The organism is Sorangium sp. So ce426 (assembly GCF_051475585.1).
In the GTDB taxonomy this organism is placed as follows: Bacteria; Myxococcota_A; Polyangia; order Polyangiales; family Polyangiaceae; genus Sorangium; species Sorangium cellulosum_B.
The window spans coordinates 8,665,171-8,679,742 of sequence record NZ_CP150341.1; the positions used below are offsets into that span (position 1 = coordinate 8,665,171).

General features: G+C 70.9%; 6 protein-coding genes. All 6 read right to left on the reverse strand.

All coding sequences use genetic code 11. The annotated features are described in order from the left end of the window. Positions 1 to 97: 97 nt before the first annotated feature. The gene (locus WMF44_RS32220) at positions 98 to 3,979 is read right to left on the reverse strand and encodes an effector-associated domain EAD1-containing protein (protein WP_437293880.1); all 3,882 of its coding nucleotides are present in this window, start codon (positions 3,977 to 3,979) and stop codon (positions 98 to 100) included. Positions 3,980 to 4,062: 83 nt separating this feature from the next. Next, a complete protein-coding gene (locus WMF44_RS32225; RefSeq protein WP_437293881.1) occupies positions 4,063 to 7,395 on the reverse strand; it encodes a helicase HerA domain-containing protein in 3,333 nt (1,110 codons plus the stop codon). A 4-nt stretch (positions 7,396 to 7,399) separates the two neighbouring features. Then, positions 7,400 to 8,188: a hypothetical protein gene (locus WMF44_RS32230; protein ID WP_437293882.1), complete on the reverse strand. Its 789-nt coding sequence runs from the start codon at positions 8,186 to 8,188 to the stop codon at positions 7,400 to 7,402. 237 nt (positions 8,189 to 8,425) lie between these two features. Next, positions 8,426 to 12,169, reverse strand: coding sequence for an AAA family ATPase (locus tag WMF44_RS32235; RefSeq protein ID WP_437293883.1), 3,744 nt, complete (start codon positions 12,167 to 12,169; stop codon positions 8,426 to 8,428). Continuing rightward, on the reverse strand, positions 12,166 to 13,296 hold the full coding sequence (locus WMF44_RS32240; RefSeq protein WP_437293884.1) for a metallophosphoesterase family protein: 1,131 nt from the start codon (positions 13,294 to 13,296) through the stop codon (positions 12,166 to 12,168). Before WMF44_RS32240 ends, WMF44_RS32235 begins: the two co-directional genes overlap by 4 nt. Before the next feature lie 168 nt (positions 13,297 to 13,464). Further along, on the reverse strand, positions 13,465 to 14,559 hold the full coding sequence (locus WMF44_RS32245; protein WP_437293885.1) for a helix-turn-helix transcriptional regulator: 1,095 nt from the start codon (positions 14,557 to 14,559) through the stop codon (positions 13,465 to 13,467). Positions 14,560 to 14,572 lie beyond the last annotated feature (13 nt).

Below are 14,572 nucleotides of genomic sequence, written 5' to 3' on the forward strand. Positions count from 1 at the left end.
CGATCGTCGCGTGGTCACCGAGAGCGCCTCTCGAAACCTCCCGCCGCCGGGCGGCCGTCCTCGGGCGCTTCGCGCCGTCGCCCCTCGCTGCCCTCGTTCATTTCTTCGGGCGACGCTTCCGCAAGGCCTCGATGATGAGCCTTCGCGCCGCGTGATTGAGCAGGCACGTGACCTTCGCGACGCGATCCATCCCGTTCGTGAACCGTTCATAGACATAGGGGAAGTGGTCGGAACAAAAGGCATCGAGATCGCTGTCGCTGCGCATCGCCTGCATGACACGGGCTCGCACCTCGTCTGCCGAGAGCTCGCGCCCCGGCGGGGCAGCTCGCTTTCCGCCCTTGGCCAGCTTGTCGCCGGCGCCGTCTTTGAGCGACGCATCTCGCAGGAGAGCTGCCCTGGAACGTCGTTGCGACGGCATCGCCGGAGCGGCGGCGGGGCGCGGCCGGCGCTCCACCTCGTCGGTGGGCCCCGGGTCGGGCGGCGCATCGCCTCCGTCGGGCGGGTCTGCTGGAGGATCGATCCAGTCGAGGACGTGCAGCCCGCCCGCGCCATCGCCGGCGAGGAACGTGCGGCCGTCCGGGGTGATCGCGCAGCTGAGGAGGGGCGTGTGCGCCTCGACCAAGGCGATGCAGCGCTCTTCCGAGAGATCCCAGACGCGGAGGGTGGTGTCCTCCGACGTCGAGATCGCCAATCGGCCATCGAGGGTCACGGCCACGCCGGTCACGATCGCCGTGTGGCCTCTGAGCGTGCACGCCTCCTGCCGCGTCTCGAGGTTCCACACCTTGAGCGTCATGTCCTCCGACGCCGAGATGACAAAGCGATCGTCCGACGTCGCCGCCACCCCGGTCACGCTCGCCGTGTGCCCGAGGAGCTCGAACAACGCAGCTCCGCTCGACAGGCTCCACACGATGAGCGACTTGTCCTCCGACGCGGAGATGACGAGGCGCCCGTCGGGCGTCACCGCCGCTGCGTTCACGCCGGCGGCGTGCCCCGTGAGCGTCTTCAGCTCAAGGCCGGTCGAGAGCTCCCAGATTTTGAGCGACCCATCGCGCGACGCCGAGACCATGAAGCGCCCGTCGGACGTCACCGCCGCCCCCGTCACACCCCACGTGTGGCCGGCGAGCGAGCGATGCTGGCCGGTGGAGAGCTCCCAGACGCCAAGCGACTTGTCCTCCGACGCCGAGATCGCAAAGAGCCCGTCGGGCGTCACAGCGACCCGCATCACGAGCGCAGCGTGGGCTTCCAGGGTGCGCACGAGGCGGCGGGTCGATAGCTCCCAGAGCTTCAACGTGCGGTCCCACGAAGCGGTGACCGCCCAACGTCCGTCGGCCGTCACAGCGATCCCCGACACTTCGGCCGCGTGCCCCTCGAGGGCACGGACCTCGCGGCTGCGCGACAGCTCCCACACCTTCAGGGTGTTGTCATGGGACGCGGACAGCGCGAGACGACCATCCGGCGTCACCACCACCGCGGTCACGGGCTCAGCGTGCCCCTCGAGCGTGTGGAGCGCTCGTCCGCTCGACAGCTCCCAGACCTTCAGCGTGTTGTCCGACGACGCGGAGACCGCGCAGCGACCGTCCGAGGTCACCGCAACGCCGTTCACCCAGCTCCTGTGCCCCTCGAGAGAACCAATCGCTCGGCCGCGCCGCAGATCCCACACCTTGAGCGTACTGTCTGCCGACGCAGAGACCGCGAGACGACTGTCCGGCGTCACCGCCACAGCCAGGACGCCGTCGACATGACCTTCGAGCATGTGGAGGAGGCGGCCGGCCGCGAGATCCCACACCTTGAGCGTGCAGTCCTCCGACGCGGACACGGCGAGCCGTCCGTCCGGCGTCACCGTCACGCCGTTGACGATGTGGGAATGACCGGAGAGCACGCGGACTGGACTTCCAGTCGCGAGATCCCACACCTTGAGCGTGGCGTCCTCCGACGCCGAGACGGCGAAGCGCCCATCCGGCGTTATCGCCACGCCCTTCACCGGCTTTGTGTGGCCGCGCAAGGTGCGGAGCTCACGCCCGGTCGCGAGGTCCCACACCTTGAGCGTGGCGTCCTCTGATACCGAGACCGCGAGGCGCCCGTCAGGGGTCACCGCCACGCCGTTCACGTGCGCAGGGTGGCCAGCCAGCGTGCGGAGCTCGCAACCGCTCGAGATGTCCCACTGTTTGAGCGTCCCATCGTGCGACGCGGAAATGGCCGATAGGCCGTCGGGCAGCAGGGCGACCGCCCACACGGACCTGGTGTGGCCGGCCAGCGTTCGCACCAGGGCGTCGGACTCGCGGCTGGTGCGGAGCCGCTCACGCAGCCACATCGCTCCGCGCTCTTGCAGGACGGCCTCGGCCTGCGCCTGCACCTCTCCGATGTCCAGCTCGAAGCTGACGTTGCGGACCTGCTGGAGGAAAAAACCAGCCCCGTGCTCGGGCGTCCACCGGCGCAGACAGTGCGCCACCCGATCCAGCGGGCGCAGCAGCCGCCGAAAACGCTCCCGCTCGTCGGGGGCGGCAAGGGCCTCGCCCAGGCGCAGATCGGCAAGGACGGCGTCGAGCCCCCGCTCTCGGACCTCCGCCTCGATCCGGCCGATATCCCCGAGCGCCTTGCCGAGCCGTCGCGCACAGCTCGCGGCGAACCTCCCCTGGTCGTGGATCTGCCTCAAGGCGAAGTCCCGCACGAGCGGGTGCAACCGAATCGCCCTGTCGCCCGGCGCCCCCCCGTGGGACGCGTCTTCGGCGAGCGACCACGCGAAGAGCTCGTTCAGCGCCTCCTCGAGCGCCGCGATGTGACCGATCTTCGCCTTGTTCGACAGCCCCGTGAGGTGCGCGAGCGTTGCCCACGACACGTGCGCCGCGCGCTGGATCAGCGCCGCTGCCTTGAGCACCTCATGGGCCTCGGCGCGGGCGATCGCATTCCACTGGGCTCGCAGCGTGACCGTCACCATCGCCTCGTTCTGAAGCGTGGAGCGGAACGCGGATCCCCTCGAGGCGTCCGCCGTGACCAGCGCTCCCTCGTCGCGCAATCGCGCGAAGTAGTCGGAGAGCGGTAGACCGGGCGACTTGCCGAGGTACGCCGCCGCCAGGGCTATCGCCAGCGGAAGGTGTCCCAGCGCGCGGCAGATCGCCCGCGCCACGCCGCGTTCCTCCCCGCGCTCGCATTCGAGGAGGCTCCGCCGCGCGTGGCTGGAGAGCAACAGACGGACGGCGTCGTCTTCGCGAAGCTCCCTAAGCGCCACCGTCTCGAAGCCCGCGTCGGGGTCGTTCCGCTGCGTCGTGACGAGAAGCCGACACGGCAGCTCCCAGGGGACGATGCCGGCCGCGGCCTTGCGGAGCGCCAGCGGATCCACGATGTTATCGAAGATCACCAGCGCGCCGGGGTTGTCCGAGAGGTGCTGCTCGAAGGCGCGCACCCTGCGTCCGGGTCGCTCCGCCTCGGAGGTGGCGTCATCGCTGAGATCGAGCCTCTCCGCGAGGCTCGCGAGCTCGGCCACGAGGGGCGCCGCCGCGTTCACCCAGTAGACACCTCCCGGGTAATCGTTCCGGTAACGGTGGGCGTACTCGAGGGCCAGCTGCGTCTTGCCGACGCCACCCATTCCGACGAGCGCCGCGCGCTGGGTGCCAGCGATGCCGTTCGTCAAGACATGGTGAAGCTGCTCGAGATCCGCGTCGCGGCCGAGGAGCGGTCCCTCCTGGCGGAAGGGCACAAAGAACGGGACCTTCTCCTCGACGAAGGCGCGGAGCTCCGGGTTATCGGGGTTCTTTCGGCGGGCCTGATCGAGCAGCGCGTCGAGCCTCCCTTGCGCCCTCGCCCACTTGAGGAGCTCGAAGACGGCGGTCTGCAGGCTCCTTTCGGACGTGAGCGAATCGAGCTGCTCGCCGAGACCGTACCAGACCAGCTGTTCGAGCGCGGAACGGTTCGGAAACGCGTCGAGGAGTGCCTTCTGAAAATTCTCGATCCGCGCGTGGTCCCACTTCCTCTTCGTCCCCATGCCAGTACCTTCGCTCGATCGTTTCGCTGCGACTCGTCACGTCTTCGAGGGCGTGGGCCGCTGTCCCTGACCTGCGCCCTCGCCTACTGGAGCCGCGTCCGCGACGCCTGCGCGCGCCGGAGGACGCCATTCTCGTCTGGAGGAGAGGGGGGATGGTGCGAGAGGCACATGGGCACCGCGACCTTGACCGGCGCCACCATGCCGTTGCCCGCCAGGTAAAATCGTCCTTTGGGCAAGGTCGCTACGTCGAATTTGGTGCCGCCGCGGACGCGGAGCTGCTCTTCCACGGTCTCGATCGCCGCCGAGGAGCTCGCCTTGCCATAGAGCTGGGTGCTCGCGTTGGCGATCACGTTGTGATCGATGCTCTTGGGCGCCTGCGTGGCGAACACCACGCCGAGCCCATATTTGCGCCCCTGCGCCACCAGCCGGATCAGGCTTTCCTTGCACGGGGTCGAGCCCTGCGATGGCACGAAGTCCTTCGCCTCGTCGATCACGAGCAGCCCGCGCAGCGGCCGATCCGGCGGACAAGGGTTCTTCTTCACCCATGTGAACAGCGTCATGGCGAGCTGGTTGACGAACTGGAGCGGCGCATCGAGCCCCGGCAGGCCGACGAGGCTGAGCACGGAGACGCGAGGGCGCCCGGAGCCGACGCCGAAGAGGACGCCGGGATCGAGCGGCTCGCCCTCCTGGTGGAGGAGCGGGTTTGTCTGCACGGCGGCGCGAAGCGAGTCGGTGAGGGCGGTCGCGACCTTGCGGGCAGTCGAGATCTTGAGGCTCGCCGCGTCGGGCAGGTCGCCCAGCACGTCGAGAAAGGCGGAGAGATCGCCGCCGCCTTCCTGGACGAAGAAGCGGAGCGCGGCGCCGAGGATCGCGCGGGCCTTCTCATCGGCCTTCTTTCCCGCCATCGCGGCTAGGGTGGAGGCGGTCATCGCGATCGCCTGGGTGAGATCGTCGGGGTCGTGCGCGACGGCGGCAAAGTCGGGGATCAGGCCGAGGTGCAGCGGATTGCCGCTCGACCGCCCTGGCGTCCACACGATCACGTCTGTCTGCGCATGGTAGCGGGCCGCCTTCTCCGCATCCTCACCAGTGAACGAACCGGGGCGCTCGGGCCACGGCTCGCCGAGACGGGCCAGGTCGTTGGCGCCATCAACGACGATCGACGGGATCCCCAGCAGCGCGGCCTCCTCGATGAGGCGTCGGAGCAGCACCGTCTTGCCAGATCCCGCGCCGGCGAGCACGACCACGTGCTGTTTGAGGTCCTCGGCCGGGATCACCTGAAGCGCGCCCAGCCGCTCACCGATGACCTGATGGCCGACCGCGACGACCGGCCGCGCCGCCGGCGACGCGTGTCCCACGTGAGCTGCCGATTGCGACACGGACACGGTCACGGCAGCTGTCGCGACGACCGTAGTCGCGGCGGTCGTGGAGAACGCGGAGCCCGGCGGGGACCCGGGTGCGGCTGGCGCCGCAGCAGGCGCCGCACCGGCCGCCGGAGCGGCAGGCACCGCGCTCGCAGGCGCGGCGGCCTGCGGTGAGCGCGCGAGCCAGTCGACTACCGGCTTCATCAGCGCGAGCTGAGAGGCGGGGCGGCGCTCGCGCAGCCACGGATCGAACGAGTCGCGCTTCACGCGCTTGTCCCCCCGCAACGCGACCAGCGCGGCCAGCATGCGCAGATCGCTCTCGTTGGCAGCGGTCAACTCGGCTCCTGCGGAGCGGGCCTTCGCCATCAGCGCGGTCGTCTTCGCGCCGCTCGGCACAGGGGCGTTGCGCACCAGAACGAGCTTGCGAAACTCGATCTGCCGGTCGATGCCGGACGCGGTCATGGCCGCCGTGAGCCGCGCCTGGAAGGCGATCGCGTTGTCCCGCGTGAGCGCGCGCAGGCAAAGGTGTCGCTCGCGGTCGTTGTCAGCGGTGAAGATCTGGCGCACGCGAGCGTGCAGCGCCGGATAGTTGCGCTGCTCGCCGCTCGGGGCGTCGATCACGATCTCCACGGCAGGGTCGTGCGTCTGCTCGGCGACCACGAGCTCGCATCCAGCACGCAGCAAGTCTCCCAGCTCGTCTTCCCCTTCCGGGTCGGTGACCCCCTTCAGGCTCTTGACGGACGTGCGGAGGCGCTCGAGTTCCACATCGAGCCAAGCGTGCTCGCGCAAAGTGGCTTCGCTGACCGCGGGCGCGACCTTCGTGCTCCGCGGCGGCGCCTCCTCGGTCACGAACGACCTGAGCTCGCTGACCCGCTCGTCATCGAGGCACTTGCGGCGGTGCTGCTCGCAGCGGCGGAGCAGATCGCGCGGCGACTTCCCCCCGTCGGAGATGGAGGCAAACGCAGACGGCGCAAAAGGCCATCGGGGATAAGGAGGCGTGAACCCGACCCGCTTGTAGCCGTCGTCCAGGCGCGCGCTCACGAGATCCTCGGCCATCGCCACGTCGGACAGGTTCACGAGGATTCGCGGGTCCTCGTAGCGATGCGTCGTCGACTTCAGCGCTGTGGCCTTCATCTTTTCCCATGTCTCGAAGAGGCACGCCACGACCGTCAGCGTCCGGCGGGTCACGTCTCGGAGCTCCATCAGCCCGCGCCCTACGCTCTCGATGATGTTGCGCGAGATGATCTGCCGGGCTGTGTGCTCGTCCGGAACGCTGCTCGCATCGGCCAGCAGGTGGTGCTCGGTGACGATGGCGTCCAGTTGATCGATGGCGATGACCGTCGGGCATCGCAGGCTGGTGAGCCAGGACAGGCCCTCGACCACCGCGCTCGGCCTCTTCTCGCGGATGTTGAAGTCGAACTTCTTCATGTCGCTCTCGTCGACGCCGTGGCCTTGCAGCCAGGCGTATCCGAGGTTCGACAGCTCCATATCGTCCGAGTTGAGGAGCACGAGGGCGCGGAGCGTGTCGGCATGCTTGAGCGTCTGCGCCCGGTGCGCGCGCCCGAGACCTTGCACCAGCGCGTCCATTTCATTCACGAGCTTCGGCGGGCGAAGCGCGGCCAGCTCTCGCGTCATGGCCGAACCGTCGCCGCCGCGCACCTGCGCGGCGATGTGCTGGACGATGAGTTGCCCTTGCGTGCGGTCCGTCGCGCCCGCAGGTCGCTGGAGCGAATCGATGAAGCCGAGGAGGACCGTCTCCCAGAAATCGTGGACGTCCGTCATGTGGACCAGGACGAAGCTCGCCGGCACCTTGAAGATCTCCCGCCGGATCGCGGAGAGCATGTGCGTCTTGCCGATGCCCGCGGGACCGACAAATACCCAGCCGAGCGGCGAGCCCGTTTCCTGGCTATCAGCCATCGAACGGACCTTGGCGAGCACCTCGCGCCGCCCCCTCTGGTGCAGCGAAGGGACATCGTACCGCGGATCCTGCCAGACGCTGTCGAGGTTCTGCGTGGACTGAAAATCGATCGCTTCGAACGCTTTCAACGCATCCATCGGATCACCTCGTGATGCAGAACAGATCACGCCGCTCGCCGGAGACCTGGAGCGCCGCCGCGTCGTCTTCGGGGAGAATCCGCTGCGGATCGTCGATGGGATACAGGACCGCGCCGCCCTGCCGCTGCATCTGGCGGAGCGCCGCGTCGACAGCGTCGGCCGGCGCATCGCCGAGCTGCGCGCGGAGCTGCGCGAGCCGGACGAACTCATTCAGGACCCCGCCCGTCACCTGCAGGTACGCCGCGCGGATCGGCGCTTCGAGCGCCGCGGGCTCGGCCGCGCGCGGCGCCGGCGCGCCGGGCGTCTCGTGCCGTGTCGAGGTGCTCGCTGTCGCCTCCGGCCCGGCGAGCCGCGGCCGCAGCAGATGATCGAGCGCGAGGCGGTGGACCTCCATGTACCTGGCGAGCCTGGCGAGAAGCGCCTCCAGCACCGTCGCCGCGGACGCGGTCCGCGCGAATACCGCCGCGAGCCCCTGGCCGTTCGCCCATGCCCAACCTTCGTCCGTTACGTGAAATTTCGCGCCATGCGCCGGGTCATTCTTTCGGATGCCAGGCTCAATCGAGATCAACCGCGCGCCCTCGAGCCCTTTCAACGCGGCCCTGTCGAGCTTCACCTTCTGCTGCGACAGGGGCTTCCCGTCGCCGGTGAGCAGCAGCACCCAGAGGGCAAACACCTGCTTCCCCGTCAGTCCGCCGTTCGCTCGCTCAACGTCGCTTGCCGCCTGCTTCTTCGGCGCGGGTCGCGTTCGCTTCTTGGTCGCGCGTCTCTTGGGCGCGTTTGCTTTCGTCGTCATGGCCCCTCGGGGTTCACGGTCTGCAGCGCCGCGAGCGCTCCTACGGCTCACGGCCGGGAACTGCCATCGCCCAGCTCGCCGAAAAGCTCAACACCCATCACGACACCTCGCGGCCAAAGCGCAACGAGCCTGGGCGATGCGGGCCCGCACCATATCCGTCCGCGCTGTAACGCAACCTGCGTCTTGCGGCCGAGACACGCTCGTCCATCGATGCGGAGCCCCGCGCGCTCACCAGCCTTAAGGAGCACGGCGCGCCGCCGGCGCCTCGGCCGCCAGCTGGCGCGCCTCGCGCAGCTGGTCGAGATCGACGGCATACGACGCCTGAAACCGATCGAAGCGCGATCCATGGCACGTGAGCAAGATGATCTGCAGCTCGTTCGCGGCGTCCCGGAGGATCTGCACCATCGACAGGAAGCGCGCGTCGTCGGTCCAACCCATCGTGTCGTCCAGGATCAGCGGGAGCGCTCGCTGGTCCCTCGCCATCACGCGGGCAAGGCTCAACCGCACGATCACCGACAGCTGCTCTCGCGTGCCGCCGGACAGCTCGTCGAACTCCTCTGCTTCGCCGCGGCGCTTGATCTTGCCGAGCTTGAGATCCCCCGTCATCTCGATTTCGGTCCCGGGCCTCAGCCGAGCGAGGTACGGCTTCGCCTCCTCCACGACGGGCGCTAGGAAGAGGCGTTGCGACGCTTGGTAGGCGTCCTCCACGACCGCGCGAAGAAGGCGGGCCGCGTTCGCCTCCCGCGTGATCCGGGCGAGCTCCTGGGCGGCGTCCCGTTGCTCGGCCTCCGCGTCCCGGAGCACCTCGAACCGCCCGTCGCCGGACGCCTTCTCGAGCAGCGTCCGGCGTCGCAGCTCCTCGTCGTACAGGGCGGCGAAGCGCCGCTTGTGCGCGTCGATGGCGCCCTTCGCGCGGGGCACCTCGTCCCGCGCGATCTGGGGGATTGCCTCCGCGAGCTCGGTCGCGGCGCGCTCCGCGCGCTCGCGCGCCCGGGCGAGCTCCCAGCGCGTGACGTCTGCCCGCTCGTAGAGGGCCGCGTCGGTAACAGCCTCCCGCAGGCCGGCGAGCCGCTCGGCAACCACGCGGCGCCGTGCGGCCCTCTCGTTCCGGGTCGCCACGACCTCGCGGAGGCGTTGCTCCCGCGCGCGAACCGCGCTCTCCGCGCGCTCCAGCGCCTCCGCGGCGCGCTCCGCGTGCGCCTGCAGCGGGGGCAGCGCCTCGCGGGCCACGTCCACGTCCTGCTCGAGCGCGCCGCGCTCTCTCGCCGCATCCCCTCCGGCGGGCGCCGCCGGAGCGGCGTCCACGCCCACGAGCGCGGCGGCGCGCGCTCGCAGCGCGTCCAGCCCGTCGGGCGCCACGCCTGCGAGCCGCCCGCGCAGGTCGGCGATCCGCGCGCTCGTGAGGATTCTCGCCTGCAAGCGCGCGCGCGCGGCCCCGACGTCGGCCACGGCGGACCGCCCCAGCGCCTCGCGGAGCCGCCTCTCGACCCCGTCGGCGTCGAGCTCTCGACCGACCTCACCCGGGACGATCTCCCACACCACCCCTCCCACCGGCTCGGGGCGCATCTCGCGCTGTACGGTCCACGCGCGCTGGGACGCCGAGGCGATCGGACCGGCGACCGCGCGCACGTGCGCCTGCCGACGCACGACGGCGGCCTCCGCCGTGGCGAGCGCGCGCTCGAGGGTCACGAGCCGCGCGAGCGCCTCCCCGGTGATCGGGTTCTGCGCCAGCGCGACCTCGATCCGCGCGTGGCTCGCGAAGGCCTCCCTCGCCTCGGTGAATGCCCTCTCCGACGAGGCGCTTCGCCTGCGCGCCTTGTCGACCTCCGCGCGGAGCGCCTCGATGCCGTCCGGCGCCGCCTTGGCGCGGCGCTCTTCCGCCTGCTCGCGGGCAGCGTCGAGCTGCGTCCAGGTCCGGGCCGCCTGCGCCGCGCCCTCGAGGTCGGCGACCCCGAGCGCCTGGAGCATGGCGGAGAGCTCGCGCTCGCTCCGCTCGAGGATCGCCCGCGATTTCGCGAGGTCCTTGCCGCGCGGCTCGAGCGTGATCTCGGCGATGTCGTCGAGAACCACGGTCGTGCGCACCGCCGACGTGAACGCCTCGGACGAGCCGGCGCTCACGGGTCTGGCTTCCCGCGCGCCCGGGAGCCGGATCCGCAGGTCGGCGAGCGCGCGGACCTCCACGCGCGTCGCGATGGCGTCGCACGACGCGCGCTGGACCGCGACGTCCCGCTCCCGCGCCCTCAGCGCATCCAGCGCCGCCGCGTCGATGCGGTGCTCGGCGAGGGCGCGCAGGCTCTCCTCGCGCTCGCGCTCCGCTCGCAGCGCCTCGTCGAGCGCGGCCTCGATCCGCGCGCGCTGGGCGCGATCCGCGTTCACCCGGAGCTCGAGCGCGTCGAGCCCCTTCGGCGCCAGCTTCTTCTTCAGCGCGACGAGGGTCTCGTCTTCCCGCGCCATCTCGGCGCGCGCCGCGCTGCTTGCCCGCGCCTCCGCCACGTCCGCGACCCCGAGCGCACGGAGCGCCTCCTCGAGCGCCGCCCGCTGCTTCTCGGCCTCCGCGAGCGCCTGCGCGAGCCCAGGGTGGGCCGGCTCGATCTCCAGCCGCCCGATCCCGGGCACGTCGATCGTCGACGCCGCGCCGACCGCGTGGACGCTCCGGCGCCCGTCCGCCGTCAGCACGACGATGCGCGTCCCCTCGGCCTCGAGCCGAGCGCGGACGGCCCTCGTCCTCTCCGTGAGGACCTCGATCTCCTCGAGCAGCCGCTCGTCGAGCGCCTCCTCCTCCAGGCGACGGGACGCTGCCGCGAGCTCGGCGGCCACTTCCTCGGCCGCGCGCAGGTCGCCGGCGACGCGCGCCGCCTCGTCACGCCGGCGCGACCAGTCGAGGCTCGCGACGGCGCCGTCCAGCGCCGCCCGCGCCTCGCGGACGGCCTCGCACGCGGCGCGGGCCGCCTCGCGCGCGCAGGCGGCCTCGCGCCCCGCGCCCGCGATCGTCCGCGCGAGCGCGCCGGCATCCTCGTCGCAAGCGGCCATCGCCGCGTCCAGCTCCGCCGCTTCGCCTGCTAGCGCGGCGCGGGTCTCCACCTCCCGCTGGGCCGCCTGGCACCTCGCCTCCGCCGTCACGACGAGGTCGCGGGCGTCGCGCGCGCTCTCCTCGAGCGCGCGCACGCGGCGCTCCGCCGCGACGGCGACATCGAGCTCTCGTTCGAGCTCCGGGAGCTTCCGCTCGGCGTCGCGCAGCTGCTCGCTGAGCTCCGCGTGTGTCCGCGCGAGCTCCTCGACCGCGGCCTTCGCCTCCACGATCCCCTTCACGCGCTCGTCGGCCGCCCTGAGCCTCTCCTGCGCCGCTCGGTACTCGCCCGTCGGGCCCCTCGCGTTCATGAACAGCGCGGCGTGCTCGATCACGCGGGTGCGGAGTCGCTCGCCGTGCCTGCCGCCGAGCACTTGGCCGACCTGCCTGCCAATAACGTCCGAGAGCGCCCCGCGCACGTGCTCATCGAGCGAACCGCCCGGATCCGCCGACGCGCTCTCGTCCTGCGCGACCCACAAGAGCCCCCAGAGCCCCATGTGGTTCCGCGACCGGTCGCGCTTGCCGGGGCGCCGTCCTTCGAGCTGCGAGAGCAGCAGCTCCTCGGCGCTCGCGCCGTGGACCTCGGTGCCATCGCGGTGGAGGTGGACGTCGGCGACCGGCCTCTCCAGGAATCGCTTGTGCACGCTGACCCGCTCGCCGCCGAGCTCCAGCTCGACCCAGATCTCCGGCGCGTTCCGCGTCCCGCGCGTCCTGAGCGACTGAACGTGCTGGTTTTCGGAGTCGTGCCGCTCGAAGAGCGCCGCGCGCAGCGCCCTGACGAGCGTGGATTTGCCCGCCTCGTTCCGGCCGCCGATCACGTTGATCCCGGGGGAGAACGGCCCGAGTTCGAACCGTCCGACGAGGTTGCCGACGTCCTGCACGCCGAGGCGGAGGAGCTTGATCCCCTTGTTCATGACGCGGCCCTGTAGAGGCGGAGAAGGAGGCGCAACGCCTCGGCGCGCTCGACCTCCGAGGTCCCGTCGATCGGCGCGCGGAGCCGCGCGACCGCCTGCCCGAGCCACCCCTCGGCGGGGAGGTCCGCCACGTCCGCCTCGCGGGCGACGGTCTGAAGCCGCTCATCACGCACCCTCAGGAAGTGAAAGCGGTGGCGCGCGGCCTCCATGAGCTCGTCGAGGCGGGCTCGCGTCGGCGCGTCGATCGCCCCTGTCAGCGTGAGCTCGAGCAGCGTGGTCCCCTTGCGGGCGAACCCGTCTAGGTGACGCTCGAGGCCGACGAGATCGGCGGCGCCGTCGAGGTGGCGCTCGGCGCTCTCCCAGACGAGGCCCGCGACGGGGCGCGGCGTCACGCGCGGCGCCGCGCCGGGGGCGTCGATCTCCACCACGAGGACGCTGCCCGGGTCCTTCTCGGTGAAGTGCGTGGCCTCCGGCGTACCCGAGTACCAGGTGCGCGCGTCGATGCGGAGGCGCCCGTGCCAGTCGCCGAGCGCGAGGTAATCGAGGCGCGCGCGGGACGCGCGATCTGCAGGGATGGCGTTGTGGACGCGCCCGCCGTCGCCAACCACCCGATCGAGGAATTCCTTGATGCCGCCGTGGGCGACGCCGATGCGCACGTGATCGCGCGGGCCGAGCTCCGGCGTGAGGTGCTGGGTGACGTCGCCGAGGGTGTGCCGTTCGAAGAGCGGACAGCCGAGGAGCGCGACGCCCTCGCGAACGATCACCGGCTCTCGCGAGCCGAGGAGGTGGACATGGCGCGGGCACTCCCGGCGCCAGAGCTCGCTGCGATAGAGGGCGTCCGAGCTGAGCGGATCGTGGTTGCCAGGAAGGAGGTAGATCGGCGCCGGGATCTCGGCCATGGCCTCGAAGGCGCCGTGCAGCGTCGCCGGGCGCAGGCCGTGGTCTTCGAAGACGTCGCCGGCGACGACGATGAACTCGGCCTGGGTCTCGCGGGCGACGTTGCCGATCTCGCGGAGCGTCTCGAAGCGCTGCTTGCGCACGAGCGCGCCGGCGTCGCCGGGGATGAAGCCCGCGCGAAAGCCGAGCTGCCAGTCAGCGGTGTGGATGAAGCGGGTGGATGGACGCATGGCGCACCGACGCGCTCGACGCGGAGCGCGCCACCCCACCGTGGAGCCGGCGCCTCACGCCTCGAACGGACCCCGTGGTTTGACCGCGATCCCGCGATCAGCGCCATCGGCAGAGTTGCGTACGGGGCCTGTGGCGCGGACGCGCGGGCGCGCCGTGCGAGGGACCTGTCACGCGGCGAACCACGCCTCGTGAACGAGCAGCATCAGCTTCCTGCGGTCCCGAACATTAAGCTTGTCGTAGATGCTCTTGAGCTGCTTCTTCACGGTCTCTGGCTCGTTGCGCACGTCCCTGGCGATCGTCTTGTCGTCCCAGCCGCAGCCGGCCCTGGCGGCCACGGCGCGCTCGCGCTCGGTGAGCTTCGCTGCGAGCGGCTCGGGCAGGGGCGGGACATCGGGCACCTCGCGGAGCACCAGCACCCAAGACGGCTCGCCCATCGGCTGGGACAAGGCGAGGAACTTCACCCTGAGGCTCACGCCACGTCGTTCCCTCTTCCACGGCCGCGCCCTCTTGTCACCCGCGCTCCTCGCGCGCCCCGCTTTGGCCAGCTCGTCGAGCAACGGCCGCGGCAACCTGCCAGTGACGCGCTCGGCGGGCACGAACCACCTGTCGAGCAGCCCGCCGGCCCCCGCCGTTCGGTCGAGCTCCCACCCGGAGGATCGGACGAGGATGAGCGCGCGGTCCTCTTGCTCGAGGAGCGCCGCCAGGACCTCGTCCCAGCGTGCCACCTTGGCGGACGACCAGCAGTTGCGGACAGCGTTCGTGATCGCCGGTGTGAGCCCCTGCAGCACTGCCTGATCTCGCCGCGAGAACGGGCACGGCCGAGCCCGGTAGAGCGAGAGACCGCTCTGAAAGCCGGCGCCGACGGGCAACATGACGGCCATCACCTGCTCGATCGGCGCGTCCAGCGCGCGCGCCCACTGGTAGAGCTCGTTCTGATGAAAAGACCTCCGGTCGATCATCTGGTCGTCGCGCAGGACGACGCCCGGGTTCGACTGCACTGCGCCGAGCACGAAGTCGGAGGTCTCCATCCTCTCGTAGGCGCCGAAGAACGCAGGCGGCAGGCCCTTCTGGACCCAATCGAGCTTGGCCTCGCGCACCAGCGACGTCGTGGCCAGCGCGGCGCGGTCGGCGCCGACGAGCGACAGGAGCGGTGAGAAGGTGTCCTCGATCAGGTTGGGCACATCGCGCGCCGCGACGAGCGAGGCGCTGATCTCCAGCATCTTCTGCAGATCGTGGCTCCTGAGCGAGATCCCGTTCGCCATGGGCCCAGAGTAC

Bases quoted from the DNA above. Each gene is read 5' to 3' on its own strand.
- WMF44_RS32220 (WP_437293880.1), bottom strand. From the start codon at position 3,979: ATGGGGACGAAGAGGAAGTGGGACCACGCGCGGATCGAGAATTTTCAG.
- WMF44_RS32225 (WP_437293881.1), bottom strand. From the start codon at position 7,395: ATGGATGCGTTGAAAGCGTTCGAAGCGATCGATTTTCAGTCCACGCAG.
- WMF44_RS32230 (WP_437293882.1), bottom strand. From the start codon at position 8,188: ATGACGACGAAAGCAAACGCGCCCAAGAGACGCGCGACCAAGAAGCGA.
- WMF44_RS32235 (WP_437293883.1), bottom strand. From the start codon at position 12,169: ATGAACAAGGGGATCAAGCTCCTCCGCCTCGGCGTGCAGGACGTCGGC.
- WMF44_RS32240 (WP_437293884.1), bottom strand. From the start codon at position 13,296: ATGCGTCCATCCACCCGCTTCATCCACACCGCTGACTGGCAGCTCGGC.
- WMF44_RS32245 (WP_437293885.1), bottom strand. From the start codon at position 14,559: ATGGCGAACGGGATCTCGCTCAGGAGCCACGATCTGCAGAAGATGCTG.